Source organism: Providencia sneebia DSM 19967 (assembly GCF_000314895.2).
Lineage (GTDB): Bacteria > Pseudomonadota > Gammaproteobacteria > Enterobacterales > Enterobacteriaceae > Providencia > Providencia sneebia.
In genome coordinates, this window is record NZ_CM001773.1 from 1,538,408 (window position 1) to 1,557,235 (window position 18,828).

Annotated in this window: 12 protein-coding genes; 9 read left to right on the forward strand and 3 right to left on the reverse strand. The window is 37.8% G+C overall.

Annotated elements, in window-relative coordinates; genetic code table 11:
- Positions 1 to 2,056: 2,056 nt before the first annotated feature.
- Entirely contained in the window at positions 2,057 to 3,370 is a 1,314-nt protein-coding gene (locus OO7_RS06145; RefSeq protein WP_008915088.1) for a carbohydrate porin, read from the forward strand.
- Positions 3,371 to 3,443: 73 nt separating this feature from the next.
- Here the strand turns inward: OO7_RS06145 and bioA are convergent, their stop codons facing one another.
- Positions 3,444 to 4,721, reverse strand: a complete 1,278-nt coding sequence (gene bioA, locus OO7_RS06150) for an adenosylmethionine--8-amino-7-oxononanoate transaminase (RefSeq protein ID WP_008915089.1) — start codon at positions 4,719 to 4,721, stop codon at positions 3,444 to 3,446.
- A gap of 93 nt (positions 4,722 to 4,814) precedes the next feature.
- Here bioA and bioB point away from each other — a divergent pair, with 93 nt between their 5' ends.
- From bioB to uvrB, 5 genes are all read left to right on the forward strand, one after another.
- Positions 4,815 to 5,852, forward strand: coding sequence for a biotin synthase BioB (gene bioB, locus OO7_RS06155; protein ID WP_008915090.1), 1,038 nt, complete (start codon positions 4,815 to 4,817; stop codon positions 5,850 to 5,852).
- Positions 5,852 to 7,009 (forward strand): 8-amino-7-oxononanoate synthase, encoded by a 1,158-nt coding sequence (gene bioF, locus OO7_RS06160; protein WP_008915091.1) that lies wholly within the window; start codon positions 5,852 to 5,854, stop codon positions 7,007 to 7,009. The genes bioB and bioF overlap by 1 nt, the downstream gene beginning before the upstream one ends.
- Positions 6,990 to 7,766 (forward strand): malonyl-ACP O-methyltransferase BioC, encoded by a 777-nt coding sequence (gene bioC, locus OO7_RS06165; protein WP_008915092.1) that lies wholly within the window; start codon positions 6,990 to 6,992, stop codon positions 7,764 to 7,766. Before bioF ends, bioC begins: the two co-directional genes overlap by 20 nt.
- Entirely contained in the window at positions 7,759 to 8,481 is a 723-nt protein-coding gene (bioD, locus tag OO7_RS06170) for a dethiobiotin synthase (RefSeq protein WP_008915093.1), read from the forward strand. The genes bioC and bioD overlap by 8 nt, the downstream gene beginning before the upstream one ends.
- A gap of 531 nt (positions 8,482 to 9,012) precedes the next feature.
- On the forward strand, positions 9,013 to 11,043 hold the full coding sequence (gene uvrB, locus OO7_RS06175) for an excinuclease ABC subunit UvrB (RefSeq protein ID WP_008915094.1): 2,031 nt from the start codon (positions 9,013 to 9,015) through the stop codon (positions 11,041 to 11,043).
- A gap of 132 nt (positions 11,044 to 11,175) precedes the next feature.
- Here uvrB and yvcK read toward each other — a convergent pair whose 3' ends face one another.
- Entirely contained in the window at positions 11,176 to 12,084 is a 909-nt protein-coding gene (gene yvcK / locus OO7_RS06180; protein WP_008915095.1) for a uridine diphosphate-N-acetylglucosamine-binding protein YvcK, read from the reverse strand.
- A 191-nt stretch (positions 12,085 to 12,275) separates the two neighbouring features.
- The gene (locus OO7_RS06185) at positions 12,276 to 13,253 is read right to left on the reverse strand and encodes an XdhC family protein (RefSeq protein ID WP_008915096.1); all 978 of its coding nucleotides are present in this window, start codon (positions 13,251 to 13,253) and stop codon (positions 12,276 to 12,278) included.
- A gap of 755 nt (positions 13,254 to 14,008) precedes the next feature.
- Here OO7_RS06185 and OO7_RS06190 point away from each other — a divergent pair.
- From OO7_RS06190 to OO7_RS06200, 3 genes are read left to right on the forward strand one after another with little or no spacing between them, the layout of a single operon-like run.
- On the forward strand, positions 14,009 to 16,804 hold the full coding sequence (locus tag OO7_RS06190) for a xanthine dehydrogenase family protein molybdopterin-binding subunit (protein WP_008915097.1): 2,796 nt from the start codon (positions 14,009 to 14,011) through the stop codon (positions 16,802 to 16,804).
- Positions 16,801 to 17,352 carry a (2Fe-2S)-binding protein gene (locus OO7_RS06195; RefSeq protein WP_008915098.1) on the forward strand — a complete coding sequence of 184 codons (552 nt, stop codon included), beginning with the start codon at positions 16,801 to 16,803 and terminating at the stop codon, positions 17,350 to 17,352. The genes OO7_RS06190 and OO7_RS06195 overlap by 4 nt, the downstream gene beginning before the upstream one ends.
- Positions 17,349 to 18,587 carry a c-type cytochrome gene (locus tag OO7_RS06200; RefSeq protein ID WP_008915099.1) on the forward strand — a complete coding sequence of 413 codons (1,239 nt, stop codon included), beginning with the start codon at positions 17,349 to 17,351 and terminating at the stop codon, positions 18,585 to 18,587. Before OO7_RS06195 ends, OO7_RS06200 begins: the two co-directional genes overlap by 4 nt.
- Positions 18,588 to 18,828 lie beyond the last annotated feature (241 nt).

Below are 18,828 nucleotides of genomic sequence, written 5' to 3' on the forward strand. Positions count from 1 at the left end.
CTTAAATTTGATAGTTATAATCTATCAAACTGTCATTGCCAATCAAAAAATCCTATTAAAAGTATTGTCTGAATTACTCGTATTAGGTGATTTTATTAAATTGATAATTTAATTTTAAATTTAATATTTTTAATTAATTCTAAAAATTAATCATTTCATGGGTTTTTATAAAATCAAAAAAACAATATATTAGTTCAAATTTTGACTTATACGATGATGTTTTATACAGATAATCTGATTTGTTTTAATTGTGATTATCTTATTATGTTAATTCCACGAAGGGTAATATAAATTATTCTTATGTTAATTTATTGTTATTATATTATTGGGGTTTAATAAATTTGTTACGATATAATGATTATAAATCATAATTGGATGTTTAACTCGAATTTTGAGTTAATTGAGGTTATTTATTTAATATTGTATTATTACTGAAATAATATAAATGGAAAGGTTTATTTTTATTATTTATATTTTATAAAATTACTTATTTAAAATAAAAATAATTAGGCTAAATCTTATGAATTGTTAAGTTATTTTTTAATTTAAAATTTTATTCCTTGACTATAATTATCATTTTCTTATTTGGTAAATCTAAATAAAGAACTATTGTTAATAAAAATTATCAATTACTTTTAAAACTATTTATTTCTTTATATATGAATAAATTTGTTTTAATTTTTGTAAGTTAGTAACTAATTGATAATTATGATTAAAAATAATCAACTTAATGTTTAGTAAGAATGTAAATGTATCATTAAGAATATTCTTAAATTAGTATAAAAATCTAAAAAAGATTGTTATTTATACGATAAATCCATATGGGACCCTCTTTTATCGATGTTTTTAATTTTGAAGTAACCCTGCTAGCCTAAGAATAAGGTGTTTTTTTGTTCAATAAATAGCTTGTCTTCAATTGAAACAAATTATTGTTCTCTTTATAGTATTCATTATCAATTTTATGGATTTATTGTGATCATCAATTATTGATGTGTTTAAATTAGCAAAATAAACTTAAGGCAATAAGAAAGGTTAGTTCAGAGAATGCTTATAATTAATCGCCTTGAATATTTTGCTTAGGTGACGGCATATTCATTTGTTTGGTTTATAATAAGGTGGCAGATTAATGGAAACCTCTGTTGATCGAATAAGTACTGAAAAAAGGTGAAGGTCCACGTTATTTGGTATTAGCTGCAACTTATCCGATAGAAAAGCAATCTTGTGGTTTGGATATTGATGTGGTGGATTTCTCTGTGGTCATAGCTTCTGTTATAAAAATAAAAGAGTATGATCTTTTTTATGAAAGGGTGTTGAATATAAGTAAATATTTTAGCAAATATGATTTAAAAAGATTAGTGTTACTCTGTGTAGTAATGAAATTCATTAACATTTTATTAGGATTTTTTAATCATTACGGGCTTATAACTACTCTGATTCTAATAAAATTTAACTCCATCACAAAAATAAAAAATTTATATTGTAGTCGGATTATTATTACTAGTAAGATTAGAGCCAGAAGGTGTGTTACTGGATCATCTAGGCATAAACCTGAATAACGTAATTTTTTAAGTTGCGTTATTCAGGTTTTTTTATGTTTAAAATATAAGGTGTTAAAAAATGAGATATAAATTAATAGGTTACAGGTCTGATTGATACGTTTAAATTCTAATATATATTATTTAATTATAATTTTTCATGGGGAAATTTAATTATTACGTGTTAGTAATATTAAATTAAGTCATGAGGGATTATTATTTTATAAAATGAGTAACTGATAGGTTTTATTACCTAATTAGCTTTCTCGTTTTTTAAAAGTGAAGAATCTGTTGATTTAAAAGCGGGTTTAAATTTTATTATATGGTTATTTGATGAGCTTATTAAAAGTTAATTGATTATTCTAATTTAAACATTCGCTAATAACGTGTTTTTACACTATACGAGTTTATCCTAACATTCTATTTTATGTTTGGAGTACTTCTCTCATTCAATTTTCTAAGTGGTGTTATTTAATACGACTTATATAAATTTAAATCATCGTTATCGAAATGGTTATTCTATGAATAAAAACATAATATTATCTATATTGCTATTTTCATTTCCAGCGCTTCCTGCGCTGGCTGAATATAAAGAGTGGAATGGAACAGTACTTGGTTTTGAAGCTGCACCTGTTGGGGTATTCGGTGATATGTTAGGTATTAGACCAATACTCGAAAATAATGGTTTTACATTTCATGCAAACTATTTAGGGCAAGCGGCTTATAATGCAAAAGGGGGATATGATTCGAATAAACATACCGCTTATATCGATCAATTTACTTTTATGTTTAATCAAGATCTTGAGCGGTGGACGGGGATCCCTGATGCCCGTATAGAAGGAAATATTGTTAATCGTAACCATGAAGATAATTTAACATTAAAACGTATTCAAGACCCACGGGTATTTAATACTGACCAAACACAGGAAAGTTATGGTGGTGGGTCAATAACGCGTTTGGGATGGCTAACCTTTGCACGTAGTTTTGATGATAGAAATATCACTTGGCGTGTTGGAATGATGAATAAGGCGCAAGAATTTGACCAAATTATTCCTTGTGATTTTCAACTAGTAACACTATGTGGGGGAAAATCAGGTAATGCAATGACATGGAATAATTGGAATATTCATACGTGGGGAACAACATTAAGCTATAAATTAACGCCAGAAGTCACAATTAAAACAGCGATTATGGAACAAAATTCAGCAGCAGCAGATAGAAATCATGCTTGGAGCTGGTCAACAAAAGGAAGTAAAGGTGTTTTATTACCTTTAGAAATTGAAACACGAACTTTTGTGAATAATTTACCCGGTGCTTATAACCTTGGCGTGTTATATACCAATGCAAAACAGTATGACCTTTATAAAGATAAATCGTATAACCATACTTGGTTTATGTATGCAGGGATGAATCAACAATTAACACAGCACGAAGATGACCCTAATCGCGGATTGAGTCTTTCGATGAGTGGTAGCTATCATGATGAACGCAGTAACTACATGAATTATGTGACTTCTGCTTCATTGCGTTATCGGGGGATGTTTGATGCTCGGCCTGAAGATTGGGTTGGCTTTGGTATTTCTTACGTGGATTTGAGCAGTCATTATGCGAAAAGCCAGCAAATGCAAAATGCACAATTAAATTTAACTGATTACAATGATCCGTTATATCATCCGATAGCATCAAGTGCTTTTAATGCTGAACTTTATTACCGCTTTAAATTGGCTTCTTGGTTTGAACTTCAACCAGATTTACAATATTGGCATCAGCCTGGAGGCGTAGAACAAACCTCTGATGCTTGGGTATTAGGCTTAAAAAGTGTCGTCACTTTTTAATTGAAATTAAGTGATTACCTATTAATTTGCATGATGATAAAGATGTAACATCATGCAAATTTACCCATTGTATTTAGGGTTGATCCGTGATCACTTTTATTATTGCATTGGTGATTTTGCTTAATTGTTGTTTACTCATAATATAAGGTGGCATCACATAAATAAGTCGACCAAAAGGGCGTACCCAAACCCCTAAGCTAACAAATTTCTTTTGTAATTCTGCCGTATTAACAGGTTTATGCATTTCAACAACGCCAATGGCACCTAAAACCCGCACATCTTTTACACTGTAATGAGAGGTGAGTGGAGTCAGCTCTTCATTAAGTTGCTTCTCAATATGACTTACAGCTTGTTGCCATTTGTTTTCGCGTAATAATGTCAAATTTGCATCGGCAACTGCGCAAGCTAGCGGATTCCCCATAAATGTTGGCCCATGCATAAAGCATCCAGCATCACCATTACTGATCGTTTCAGCAACATGGCGAGTGGTGAGTGTTGCTGATAGTGTCATATATCCTCCAGTAAGTGCTTTGCCTAAACACATAATATCCGGTGATATATCTGCATGCTTGCAAGCAAATAGTTTACCTGTTCGGCCAAAACCCGTCGCGATTTCATCTGCAATGAATAAAATGCCATAATGCTCACAGAGCGTTTTTACACCGTTAAGATAATTTGGATGATAAAAACGCATTCCTCCTGCCCCTTGGACGATAGGTTCAAGAATAATAGCAGCTATTTCCCTATGACTTTCTGCTAATTTATCTCTAATTTCGGTTAAGTTATCATCATGCCATTCATCATAAAAGCCACAGGTTGGCGCATTGATGAAAATATGCGCAGGAAGATAACCTTTATAAAGGCTATGCATTGAATTATCGGGATCACAAACAGACATAGCACCAAAGGTATCACCATGATAGCCATGACGAAGCGTTAAAATACGATGGCGTTTCTCACCTTTTGCTTGCCAATATTGCAATGCCATTTTTAAGGCGACTTCAACGGCGACTGAGCCTGAATCAGCTAAAAAAATACATTCTAGCGGTTCTGGTGTTATATCAATGAGTTGTCGACATAAACTAACCGCTGCTGGATGTGTGATCCCACCGAACATAACATGAGACATTTTGTGTAATTGTTCTGTAACAGCTTGGTTTAGTACTGGATGATTGTATCCATGAATAGCTGCCCACCAAGAAGACATCCCATCAATTAATTTTTTACCATCCGCCATAATAAGTTCCACACCTTTCGCTTCAACTATTGGATAAGCGGGGATAGGTTGGCTCATGGAAGTATAAGGGTGCCAAATATGTTTAGCATCAAAAGTGATATCAGAATGATTCATTTAATCTAACGTCAACCTAATTACTGTTAATTTAGTTGACATGATAACCGCAATATTTAAACTGGCAACTCATTTTTTAGATGGAGATCTGCCGTGAGTGAACTGAAAAAGTGGTCAACAAAGCAAGCTAATGAATTGTTTGCAATGCCTTTCTTTGAGCTTTTATTTCAAGCTCAGCAAATTCATCGTCAACATTTTGACCCTCAGCAAGTTCAGGTCAGTACCTTGTTATCTATTAAAACAGGGGCTTGCCCAGAAGATTGTAAATATTGTGCGCAGAGTGCGCGTTACAAAACTGGATTAGAAACAGAACGTCTGATGGAAGTTCAACAAGTTTTGGAATCTGCGAAAAAAGCTAAGATGGCAGGTTCTACACGCTTTTGTATGGGAGCTGCTTGGCGTAATCCTCATGAACGCGATATGCCTTATTTGGAAATGATGGTGAAAGAGGTTAAGTCACTTGGAATGGAAACCTGCATGACATTAGGCATGATTGATAACACTCAAGCGCAGCGACTTGCAGAAGCAGGTCTTGATTATTACAACCATAATCTGGATACATCACCTGAATTTTACGGCAGTATCATCACAACTCGAACCTACCAAGACAGGTTAAATACATTAGAAAATGTGCGAGATGCTGGCATTAAGGTTTGTTCTGGTGGGATCTTAGGACTTGGTGAAAATGTCAGTGACCGAGCTGCATTATTAGTTCAGTTAGCAAATTTACCGAAACCACCGGAAAGTGTGCCTATCAATATGTTAATGAAAGTTGAAGGAACACCAATGGCGGAAAATGAAGATGTTGATCCATTTGACTTTATTCGCACCATTGCTGTCGCACGCATTATGATGCCAACTTCTTATGTTCGGCTCTCTGCGGGTCGTGAATATATGAATGAACAAACACAAGCATTGTGCTTTATGGCTGGGGCTAACTCAGTATTTTATGGCTGTAAATTGTTAACAACACCAAATCCAGCAGAGAACAAAGACCTCGCATTGTTTAAAAAACTCAATATTAATCCTGAACGTATTGACGTGACGGAGGGTGACAACCAGCAAGTTGCTCAACTCGCTGAAAAGATCCTCACGACAGATAACCAACAGTTTTATAATGCGGCAGTCTAATGAACTGGCAAACCTTTATTTCATCACAATTACAGCTCCGTAAACAAAATTCGACTTGGCGTCAGCGCACGCGAGTTGATTTAAGTTCAGCGCGTTTTATACAGGTTGCAGGGAAAGATTACCTCAATTTTTCCGGTAATGATTATTTAGGTTTGAGTCAACATCCTAAAATAATTGAAGCTTGGCAAAAGGGCGCAGATAAATATGGTGTTGGTAGCGGTGGCTCCGGCCATGTTACCGGTTTTACCCAAGCTCATGAAGATTTAGAAAATGCCTTAGCAGATTGGCTTGGTTATCCACGAGCTTTGCTGTTTATTTCTGGTTTTGCAGCTAATCAGGCAATTATTACCGCTTTGATGTCACGAGGTGATCGTATTTTAGCTGATAAACTTTGTCATGCCTCTATTTTAGAAGCATCCATGTTATCAGATGCTGACTTACGCCGCTTTAGCCATAATAATGTTCCATCATTACAAAAATTACTTCTTAATGAGGTTGCAGGGAAAACATTAGTCGTAACAGAAGGTGTTTTTAGCATGGATGGCGATAATGCACCTTTAGATGCTTTGCAGAACACAGCAAAACTGCATAATGCGTGGTTGATGGTAGATGATGCTCACGGCATTGGTGTAATTGGCCGAGAAGGGCGCGGAAGTTGTGATCATTATGGTATTCACCCTGAATTATTGGTGGTCACTTTTGGTAAAGCCTTTGGGGTAAGTGGAGCAGCTGTTTTATGTGATGAACTGACGGCTGATTACTTAATTCAAGCAGCACGCCATTTGATTTATAGCACTTCAATGCCACCCGCTCAGGCTAACGCTTTATCTGCATCATTAACGCAAATACGCCAAGCCAATACAGCAAGAACGCAATTAACTCACAATATCAATTATTTTAGGCAAAACATTAATCAGGGTGATGGATTGAAACTGGCTTCGTCAAATACAGCCATTCAGCCATTAATCGTTGGTGATAATGCAAAAAGCCTCCAACTTTCCCATTTTTTACGTCAACAAGGCGTTTGGGTACAAGCTATTCGTCCACCAACTGTTCCGCCAAATAGTGCTCGGTTACGGATCACGTTAAGTGCTGCTCATCAGCAGCAAGATATCGACAGATTGTTAGAGGCACTTCATGATTTCTCAACGCCGTGATGAAAAACAAAAAATAGCATCTGCATTTGGCCGCGCAGCGAAACATTATGATTCTATTGCTCATTATCAACAAAATAGTGGTCATCAATTACTTGAATTATTGATTTCTGCGCTCGGGCATCTTCGCCAGAAAACGATAGTTGATGCAGGTTGTGGTACAGGTTTTTTTAGCCAACTAATGGGCGATAAACAGGCAAATGTGACTGCTGTTGATTTATCTTCTGGTATGTTGGAAGTGGCTAGAAATAAAGGAAGTGCTGCCCATTATATTTGTGCAGATATGGAATCTTTGCCTTTTAGTGAAATCGCGTTTGATGCAGTTTTCTCTAATTTAGCTATTCAGTGGTGCTCTCATTTACAAACAACACTAAAAGAGTTGTATCGCGTGACTAAACCTGGTGGCGCGATTGTCTTTACAACTTTAGCGGAAGGTTCATTACAAGAGTTATCGCAAGCTTGGCTTACGCTTGATGGATATTCACATGTGAACAAATTCTTGGATTACCAACATATTGAAGCGAGTTGTCAACCATGGCGTCATCGTCTTACCTTACAAACAGATAAACTTTATTTTGATGATTTAGCGCATTTATTACACTCTTTAAAAGGGATTGGCGCGACACATTTAACGGCTGGTCGAAAACCCGGTTTAATGACGAGAAAAAGACTGGAACAGTTGGCGAGTGCTTATCCTACCGTGAATGAAAAATATGCATTAACCTACCAAACTGTATTTGGAGTTATCTTTCGTGACTAAAACCTATTTTGTGACAGGAACTGACACTGAGGTTGGTAAAACGGTGGCAAGTTGCGCGTTATTGCAAGCCGCTAATCAATCTGGATTTATCACCGCAGGTTATAAACCTGTTGCTTCGGGAAGTGAGCAAACTCAAGATGGTTTGCGAAACCAGGATGCTTTGTTATTACAAAAAAATAGCACATTATCATTACGTTATGATGAAGTTAATCCTATCGTTTTTGCTGAACCAACATCTCCGCATATTATTAGTGAAAAAATGCAGCAACCCATTGAGTTTTCTGTAATGAATGAAGGCTTGAATCATCTCACATCAAAAGCCCAATGGGTTTTGGTTGAAGGGGCGGGGGGTTGGTACACGCCATTATCGCGCCAAATAAGCTATGCCGATTGGGTCATTCAGCAGCAATTACCTGTCATCATGGTCGTTGGTGTTAAACTCGGCTGCATTAACCATGCTTTATTAACCGCAGAAGCAATTAAAGGATCAGGCCTTCAGCTGGTAGGTTGGATTGCGAATGAAATAGAGCCCGCAGGCTGTTATCAAACAGAATATTTAGCAACACTTTATCAATTAATTTCAGCACCTTGCTTAGGGGTGATCCCGCATCATCATGTTGAATTAAATACCGATTTAGGGCAGTTTATTAATTTATCGCTACTTGAAAAGTCAGCATCTACATTAATCATTAATGATCATGCTGATCATTTTTAGTTCAAATAAGATGATCATTTATATTTATTTTTTGTCAATATAGATCGAATGAAAACGAGTTAATATTATTTTTCACGTAAATTCAGTGTGAAAATTTTTCATAAAAATGTCATTTGCATGCCATAAATAAGGGTAATTCAGTATTATTAGCTTGTCCGAAAACCAAGGGCGTAAAGGGCTTACAGAGTTATCCACTATTTCTGTGGATAACCTTGTGTATTAGATCTAAAAAAGTAATGGAATGCAAGGCGACACGCGGCCTCAGCTTTGTTTGGCGCGATTTCAGACTTTTAAATAATAATCTTTGATTACAACTAGTTAAATAAAATCAAGACGTGCATTGCTATTTTAGATAAAGCATAAAGTGATCATCAGCATAAAATATAGTAATAGTCTCAGGTCAAGTAAAATTTTGGGGATAACCTCATAATGACATCGCTATTATGCATTATGGATAATATTTAAACTCGGCACTTGAAGCTGGTTTTTTATCCAGTATTATAGTAGAGGGATTATTAAGAGGCGGTAGACATGAGTAAAGAATTTAAGTTGTATTCTGATTTTCAACCCGCAGGGGATCAACCGGAAGCCATTCGTCGGCTTTCTGAAGGGTTAGAAGATGGCCTTGCACATCAAACGTTATTAGGTGTAACAGGCTCAGGTAAAACATTTACTATCGCCAATGTTATTGCGAAAGAAAATCGTCCCACCATGCTGATGGCCCATAACAAAACATTAGCTGCCCAGCTTTATAGTGAGATGAAAGCTTTTTTTCCAGATAATGCCGTGGAATATTTCGTCTCTTATTATGATTACTATCAGCCCGAAGCTTATGTTCCAAGCTCTGACACTTTTATCGAAAAAGATGCCTCTGTGAATGAGCATATTGAGCAGATGCGGTTGTCAGCAACAAAAGCGCTGCTTGAACGGCGGGATGTGATTGTGGTCGCCTCTGTTTCAGCTATTTACGGGTTGGGTGACCCGGATAGTTATTTGAAAATGATGCTGCACTTGACTGATGGCATGATCATTGACCAACGTGCAATTCTACGCCGACTGGCTGACTTACAATATTCGCGTAATGACCAAGCATTTACTCGGGGTACATTTCGGGTCCGCGGTGAAGTGATTGATATTTTCCCCGCGGAATCTGATCAATATGCATTACGCGTTGAACTTTTTGATGAGGAAGTTGAGCGGCTCTCTTTGTTTGACCCCTTAACTGGGCAGATACAACATCGGGTTCCTCGTTTTACTGTTTATCCGAAAACGCACTATGTTACGCCAAGAGAGCGAATTTTAGAGGCGATGGAGGATATTAAAGTTGAGTTAGCAGATAGGCGCAAAGTCCTTCTTGAAAACCATAAGTTACTTGAAGAACAGCGGATCACGCAGCGTACTCAATTTGACCTTGAAATGATGAATGAGCTAGGTTATTGCTCTGGTATTGAAAACTACTCGCGTTATTTATCTGGGCGCGCGCCTGGTGAAGCTCCACCAACATTATTTGATTATTTGCCTGCTGATGGCTTGTTGGTTGTTGATGAATCGCACGTCACTATTCCGCAAATTGGTGCGATGTATAAAGGTGACCGTTCTCGTAAAGAAACACTGGTTGAATATGGTTTTCGTTTACCTTCTGCATTAGATAACCGACCAATGCGTTTTGAAGAGTTTGAAGCATTGGCGCCGCAAACAATTTATGTTTCTGCCACTCCGGGTAAATATGAAATTGAGAAATCAGGTTCAGAGATTATAGAACAAGTTGTTAGGCCAACAGGGTTACTTGATCCAATTATTGAAGTTCGCCCAGTGACAACACAAGTTGATGATCTCCTTTCAGAAATTCGTATTCGAGCACAAAAAAATGAGCGTGTTCTTGTCACGACACTGACAAAACGTATGGCGGAAGATTTAACGGAATACTTAGAAGAGCACGGAGAAAGAGTCCGTTACTTGCACTCAGATATTGATACCGTTGAGCGTGTTGAAATTATTCGCGATTTACGTTTAGGTGAGTTTGATGTTTTGGTCGGAATTAACTTACTTCGTGAAGGTTTAGACATGCCGGAAGTTTCTTTAGTAGCCATTCTTGATGCTGATAAAGAAGGTTTTTTACGTTCTGAACGCTCACTTATTCAGACGATTGGGCGTGCTGCTCGTAACCTAAATGGTAAAGCTATTTTATATGGTGACAGAATCACCAATTCGATGGAAAAAGCAATTCTTGAAACAGAGCGCCGCCGAGCTAAACAAATTGCATTTAATGAGGAGCATGGCATCATTCCGCAAGGGCTGAATAAGAAAGTCGGCGATATTCTACAAATTGGTCAGAAAGTGGGTGGAAAAGGTAAAGGGAATAATAAAGGCCATAGCAAAGAAACGTCGAAAGCTGCACTGAGTGAAGATATTCAGCTGATGTCGACAAAAGAGCTGGAGCAACGAATTTCTCATTTGGAAACACAAATGTATAAACATGCTCAAGATTTGGAATTTGAAGCTGCGGCAAATATTCGGGATGAACTTCAGGAACTTAGAGAGCGCTTTATTGCTAACTCATAGCAAAGCTTAACAAGATAAGTTAGTTTGCCAATTTAAAAAGTTATACTCATTATTTTTCAATATATTATATGAATACTAAATTGAATAATTTTGAGTATAACTTTGGCGCTTATTGTGACTGAGTTTTAAGGCTTACAACAAACGAACTGTCTCTTCAATGGCTTGCAATAATAGTTGTCGATCATGGCGATACGGTATGTCATCAGCTTCCAAAACCCGTTGAGTGACTAATCGGTCATGAATAATTGCAGTAACATTTGTTCTTGGTCCAACAATAACAGCATTAATTTTTTTACAGCCGATATGCTGTTCCATCATGATCAGTTTTTCTGGTAAATTCAGATTGGCAGCAGGCGAGCCAACTTCTTTACCGAGATTGCCGATATAAATCATTGGCGCTTTACATTCACGTAAAGCATTGGTTATTTCATCTAATAATAATAAAGGCATTAAACTGGTAAAAAAGCTGCCGGGTCCAATTAAAATTAAATTAGATTGATGGATAGCAGTTATGGCTTCTGCTGTAGCTTTCACTTTCGGATATAGATGCAACTCTTTTGGTAACTCTTTTAGGGCATCAACATTGACCTCGCCATAAACTTCATTTCCCATATCATCAATTGCCATAAGGTCAACCGGAGATTCCGACATGGGGATCAACTGTGCATCTACTTTCAACATATTGCGAATTAAATTAATCGCTTCAAGTGGGCGAACACTGAGATGATCTAATGATTTAAGCATTAAATTCCCTAAGTTATGCCCAGATAGCTCACCATTTCCGCTAAAGCGGTATTCAAACATTGCCGAGGCGATAGACGGCTCGGTTATGAGTTGATTTAAGCAGTTGCGCATATCTCCCCATGCTATCCCACCTTCAGAACGACGAATACGCCCAGTAGAACCGCCATTGTCTGTTGTGGTGACAATTCCGGTTAACCGAGAACCTAAAGACGAAAGTGATGACATCACGCGACCCAGACCATGTCCTCCGCCAAGAGCGACAACCTGCCCAAAATCATTCAGACGACTATTTGGCATAGTGTTCCTATATTTGTAATTTTTAGCGCCGTGATTATTATACATAAAAAAAATTTTTAAGTGACATGGCATATCTAGCTGATTCGGCATCAATCAGTGAGCCGAGTCAATTAATGATTCAATATTTCCAGCTTATTGAATTTCGAGTATCTATTTTATGAGTGAGCTAAAAATAGACGCTTATATAATGCTCAATCAATAGTGATGCCATTTTTATAAGCAACAATATCAGCCATGATAGCTAAAGCGATTTCAGGCGGTGTTTTACTGCCAATCGGAATACCAATTGGTGCATGGATCCGCTCCCACTCTTCAAGTGACATACCAACGGTTTCCACAAGGCGTTCACGACGTCGGCTGCTTGTTCTTTTTGAACCCATTGCACCAATATAAAATGCAGGTGTATTAACAGCCTCCATCAGCGTAAGATCATCAATGCGTGGATCATGGGTGAGCGAAACAATAGCAGTATTTACTGTACAATTTTGTTCTTCTAAATAGCGGGCAGGAAATAGCGGTATCAGCTGAACTTGCGGTGGAATTTGTCCTGTAAAGCGTGCCAATTCATCTTCTCTATGTTCACAAATAATGACTTCAAAACCTAAAGTGAGTGCAAAGTTAGCACAATAAACACCAACATTTGAAATTCCTGCAATGATAAGGCGTGGTGGCGCTGCAATATAAAGTTGGATCATGTTTTCTTGGCGTTCATATTGTACAAACGATTTATTTTGGTTTTCAGGAACCTGGCTAATTTCGCCATTAAACGGTAATGTGACTTGTTTAATCACTGCCGTATAGCCCAATAATGCGGCTTCAATAGCGAGAAGATAATTAAGCGAACGTTGCTCATAAGGCAAATACTCAATTAAAACATCTAAGCTGCCGTCACACGGTAAATTGACCCTAGCTTCTAAGCCGCCTTGGCCATAACGAATAACTTGACTGTCATTAAGATAATGGCCTTCTTTTATGCGCTGTATAAAATCTTCTTCAATACATCCACCGGAAAGGGAACCAACATATTGCCCGTCACTTTTAGCGACCAAAAGAGAGCCGGGACTGCGTGGTGATGAACCATAAGTACTTAGTACAGTACACAACCAAATAGGTTCTTTTTTGACCCAATTAATGGCTTGAGTAATAACAGCGACATCTTCACGTAGCATTTTTGTTTCCTATTCCACGCTCTAATAGATAATCATCATAAATTGGCGTGAATTTTATTATTTATATTCGTTATTTCCAAAAATTGATCGTTGCTCAATAAGGTACAAGTAACATAAGTTATTTAAAGCGAGATTGTCGGCAATTATAAATAAACTTACTTTAATTTCTGGGCTAAATTAATTTAGAGATAAAGATCATAATTAATTTATTATTACATGCAATACCTATTATCAAATAGGATTAAAGCATCAATATTGCTTCATTTCCTTTAGCTATTAATGCGGTTTTATTTATTATTACATTTTTAATTAATCCAAAAACAATGAGCAATTTTTGATTAGTTAATTTTTGTTTATAATGTTAAGGATAAAGAAAATCATTCTCATTCACTTTATTTTTGTAAATATATCATTATGTATCAATTTGTTATTGAACTCACTATTTTGAAAATATATGACAGGAAATATGAGTGAATACTCAGATTAATATGCCAATATATTTATCATCGAATATCCATTATTAATATAATTTGTTATCATACAAAGGTATTTTTTGTTCAAACAATAAATACCTGTACCTAATTGACTTGTGGTTTGTGAATAAAGAGATATGTGTAGTACTTATCTATTTTAACTATCCTTATTAAGATGAAAATATAATTTCTATTTTATGATTAATTAATATACATATTAGTCCTGATAGCTAAAAACTAGATATTGAAATAATAAAAATGAATAAATAGAAGGCTAAATTTATGAGCAAAAGCAATGTTGGCCTCTCTCGCAGACACTTTTTAAAGTGTGCTGTTGTAGCGGGGATTTCTGTATATTTAGCACCTTTGTATAGCCGTGCTTTTGATGTGTTATTTGAAGAAAAAATTCTTCAATCGCCTGATTGGAACCCTTTAGATAAACGCATCAAATTCCGTATTGATGGTTATGCAAAAGTACAAGGCGAAAAAGTATTTGCACGCGATATTCGAGCAAGAGATATACCACACTGGCCAAAGAAACAAGGTCATGCTTTTTTACTGCGCGTTACCCAAGCAGATAAAATTTATCAAGGTTTTGATCTGAGCCTGCTCAAAGATGGCTTAATGCCTGATCGTATTGTTACAGCAGCGGATTTAGAAAAAGATGGTGTTGAATTTCCAGCGTTTTATGGTAACGACATGTTATTACCGACAGGGAAAACACCAGCTTATTTAGGTCAAGCCGTTGCCTTATTAATTTACCATGATTTCGCAAGATTCAACTTTGCCAAAGAAACCTTAAAATTCAGAGATGATATTTTCCAATATGGTGAATATACAGGGCCATTACAGCGTGATCCTTGGGGAAGTTACCGCGGTGTGCGTATTGGTGGAGAAACACCTTTCTCACCAGATGTCTTTTCAAGCATGAAAGATATGCCAATTTCACCAATTGGCATGAAAAAACACCTTCCAGTCTGGCCAGAGGGTAGAGAAGGCGGTAAATTAGACCAAGAAGGAATGTATTATGCAGATCAACTTGCAAAACAGTTGGCTAATCCGCCTGAAGATTGGCTGGTGATTAAGCGTAACTACTATTCTCAATCCATTGATACATCAGCATTAGAACCTGATAATGCTAACGGCTGGTATGATCCAGAAACAGAATCATTCCACCTTGTGATACCTACGCAATCACCACAAGAAGTCTCGGCATCACTGCCGGGAATGTTGGCAAAATCTAACTTCCCAATTAAGCGTATTTTCTTGCATCCTTGCTTCACCGTAGGTTATGGATCAAAAGATCATAGCCCATTCCCATATTATGGTGCCATGGCGACATTATATGGTGATGGCGTGCCAATTCGCTTAGCAAATGACCGTTATGAACAATTTCAATCCACACTCAAACGCCATGCTTTTGATATGGATTACACGCTGGCGGTTAATAAGAAAACGCATAAAATTGAAGCATTATCAGCAACCTATATTGGTGATGGTGGGGGGCGCTCTAACTTTACCCCTTCAGTTGTGATGGTGGGTGCGACCGGAGCGCAAGGCGTCTATTATATTCCTCGTAGTGATTTATCCGCTGTTGGTATTGCTTCTCGTGCGGTTGATGCGGGTTCCGCACGTGGTTACGGTACATTACAGGCAATGTCTGCAATGGATATGATTATGGATGAAGCGGCTCAATTACTGAAAGCAGACCCTATTGAATTTCGCCGGACAAACCTGATGCAATCTGGTATGAAAAATACCCAAGGCGCTATTCCGGGGGGAGCTATCCGTGCTGATGAAGTGTTGACTCGTTGCTCAGAACACCCAATGTGGGCAGATAGAGCAAAGCGCAAGGCTGAATATGAATCAGCAAATGTTGGTAAGCGTTTTGGTACAGGTATTGCCTGTGTTCAGAAAGATTTCGGCACTGGAGATGAAGCCTCTTTTGCTCGCGTAGAACTGACTCGTGAAGGCAAAATTGCTTTATTCCATAGTGGCGCTGAAATCGGGACAGGAATGTCTACTTCTCAAGCCGTACTTTGTGCAAAATGGTTAGGAAAACCGTCGGAAGAAAACCATTTTTCTGTCATTGACTGGTCAGTTTTACCAATGGTGACAAGTGGCAACCCATTTGCAATGGCTCAAGAAGAGCAAGATAAATTAGCGGAAAATCCACTTTGGACACCGAATTATTGCTCGCCAGCTAGTGCAAGTAACTCCGCTTATTTCTTTAGCCACAGTACCGAAGAAGCCGCTCGCTTAGTTTTTGAATATGGCCTTTGGCCTGCGGCAATGTCTATTTGGCAAGAAGGTATTGGTGGAGGGCAAGCTGCACCATTAGTCGTTCGTCGTGAAGATGCACGCTGGGTTGATGGTGGGTTAACTGCTGATGGATTAGAAGTTTTATCTCTATCACGTCTAGTAACGCGCACTTATGAAATGGGCGGATTAACAGGCGCTGTTTGCCATGTATTCAACCGTTGGCAGTGGGCAGAATCTGATTTCCATATTCAAGGTAAAACTCGTCGTTTACCTGTTGATGGCCTTGCTCTACGTTTTGCAGATAAAGATTATCAAGTATGGGATCGCGAAAAAGCCTATTTCCCAGAGACGCGCCGTTCGAATGCAGGTGTAACTTATTATAGTGCTGTGGCAACTATTGTTGAATTGGCTATTGAAGAAGCAACCGGAAAGGTCGATTTACTTGATCACCATAGTGTTGTTGAATGCGGTAACTTAATTGTTCCTCAACTTGTTTCAGGACAAATTCAGGGTGGGTTAGCCATGGGGATTGGCCATGCGCTACATGAATATTTACCTCTTTATGAAGATGGTCCAGGTAATGGTACATGGAATTTCAACCGTTACCATTTACCTCTTGCAAAAGATGTTGCGGTTTGGAAACAGACCAGCGAAGTATTGCCGGGATTATCTGATACTGATCCACCGAAAGGTGTTGCTGAAGTCGTTATGATCCCTGTGGTTTCGGCCATTGTAAATGCAATTGCAGATGCAACTGGACACCATTTCCAACGCTTACCCGTCCGTTCTGAAGACATTCTTGAGGTATTATCATGAGCCTAAATTTCTTACCACTCACTTTAACAATTAATGGCCAACAGTACGGACCAATGGATGTGCCAGAAGGTTTAATGATGATTGACTTTCTGCATGAATATGTTGATTTAACGGGCTCTCGCTTAGGATGTGGTCAAGGTATTTGCCATGCTTGTGTTGTTATTTTGGATAATCCATCAGGCACGAGCGAAGAAATTCGTACTTGTATTACGGGCGCACATTTTTTCAATAATAAATCAATTCGTACTATTGAAGGGGCTGCAACAAAAGAAAAAGATGGCGAAGTTAAGTTATCACCCGTGCAACAAGCCTTTATTGAACACTTTAGCTTCCAGTGTGGTTATTGCACACCTGGCTTTGTAAATGCTGCCACTATCTTTATTGAAGAGCTGCAACGTCATCCAATTGAAAGAGCGGAACTTGAAGGTGCAATAGAGAAAGCCCTGAATAATCATATTTGCCGTTGTACTGGTTATGTTCGTTATTATGAAGCTGTGCGTGATGTTGCACTTAACACTCCGGGAGCAGTTAAAGGGGGTGAGAAATGATCAAAAAAATTATCTTGTGGCTTATTGTGATCATTGTTGTGGTCTGGGCTGCACTATTTTGGTATGAAAGTCGCAAGCCGGATGGACCTGTCCAAAAAGTCACCGCCTCAGACCAAGAAATTGAGCGCGGGCGTTATCTCACGCTTGCTGGTGATTGTGCTGCTTGTCATACCGCGTCTGATGGAGCACCAATGGCAGGAGGTTATCCTGTCGATACACCTTTTGGTACCATATACAGTAGCAATATAACGCCATCAGCTGATTTTGGGATTGGTCGTTGGACTAAAGATGATTTCTATCGTGCGGTAACAGAAGGGATCTCGCCACCTAGCCGTAATCTTTATCCTGCAATGCCTTATACGTCTTATAAAGGCTTAACTCGCGAAGATTCAGATGCAATTTATAGCTATTTGATGAGTCGTCCTGCGGTTGATGTTGCACCTCCAGCCAATACGTTACCATTTCCCCTAAATCAACGTATGGCAATGATGGGCTGGAACCTACTATTTTTTAGTGATAAACCTTTACCTGATAGCTCACAAGGTAGTTCACCAGATTGGTTAAGAGGTCGTTATTTAGTCAATGTGTTAGAACACTGTGCTGAATGTCATACACCTCGCGGCATGATGGGGCAGATGGATTTGGATAATATTATGAAAGGGGGTTCATTGGGTAAATTTAATGCGCCTGATATTACACCTGACGCGCTGGCAGCAAGAGGATGGACTACTGAGGATTTACATCAGTTCTTTATGACAGGTATTGCACCGCAAGGTTCAGCTTATAGTGACATGCATCCGGTGATTTATCTTAGCTCTCAACACTTGACCTCAGAAGATAATAAAGCCATTGCAACTTATCTGCTGGGGGATAATCCACCTGCGGCAGTACCTGCAAAAGTGGCTACAGGGAATGCACAAGGGCGACAAATTTACCTTGAAACCTGTTCTGGATGTCACGCTTATGATGGCGCAGGTAAACCGCATGTTGCTGTTGCGATGAAAGGCAATTCAACATTGCGTGATACTGATAGCTCGAATTTGATTACTGTTATTTTAGAAGGGCTACCTGAGCAACAATTCCCAAATAATGAGAGCATGCAAAGCATGCCTGGGTTTGCGGGTAAACTTGATGATCAGCAAATTTCGAATTTAGTTAATTTCTTGCGTGTTGAGTGGGGCGGCCAGCCTGCTGATGTAATACCTGAAGAGATAAAAGCACATCGTGATAAGTAAAAAAACTTAATTATCATGGCGACTTAATCCTTAAAAATTAAGTCGCCTTTTTTTGCATGTAATTTAAATAGCTTACTTATTAATCAATATCAATATTTAGCATAGGATCTTTGCATCAGTTTTATCAGAAGATTGGTAATTTTATTGTGGTTTATCAATAGCTATGAGAGTTTAGCTATCTCTTTTTACATATTAAAAAACAGGCTAAGTCGTTGTATAATATATTATATATCGTAATTCA

Excerpts from the sequence above, each read along its gene's own strand:
- OO7_RS06200 (WP_008915099.1), top strand. The coding sequence starts at position 17,349 with ATGATCAAAAAAATTATCTTGTGGCTTATTGTGATCATTGTTGTGGTC.
- bioA (WP_008915089.1), bottom strand. The coding sequence starts at position 4,721 with ATGAATCATTCTGATATCACTTTTGATGCTAAACATATTTGGCACCCT.
- OO7_RS06185 (WP_008915096.1), bottom strand. The coding sequence starts at position 13,253 with ATGCTACGTGAAGATGTCGCTGTTATTACTCAAGCCATTAATTGGGTC.
- bioC (WP_008915092.1), top strand. The coding sequence starts at position 6,990 with ATGATTTCTCAACGCCGTGATGAAAAACAAAAAATAGCATCTGCATTT.
- OO7_RS06195 (WP_008915098.1), top strand. The coding sequence starts at position 16,801 with ATGAGCCTAAATTTCTTACCACTCACTTTAACAATTAATGGCCAACAG.
- uvrB (WP_008915094.1), top strand. The coding sequence starts at position 9,013 with ATGAGTAAAGAATTTAAGTTGTATTCTGATTTTCAACCCGCAGGGGAT.
- yvcK (WP_008915095.1), bottom strand. The coding sequence starts at position 12,084 with ATGCCAAATAGTCGTCTGAATGATTTTGGGCAGGTTGTCGCTCTTGGC.
- bioF (WP_008915091.1), top strand. The coding sequence starts at position 5,852 with ATGAACTGGCAAACCTTTATTTCATCACAATTACAGCTCCGTAAACAA.
- OO7_RS06190 (WP_008915097.1), top strand. The coding sequence starts at position 14,009 with ATGAGCAAAAGCAATGTTGGCCTCTCTCGCAGACACTTTTTAAAGTGT.
- OO7_RS06145 (WP_008915088.1), top strand. The coding sequence starts at position 2,057 with ATGAATAAAAACATAATATTATCTATATTGCTATTTTCATTTCCAGCG.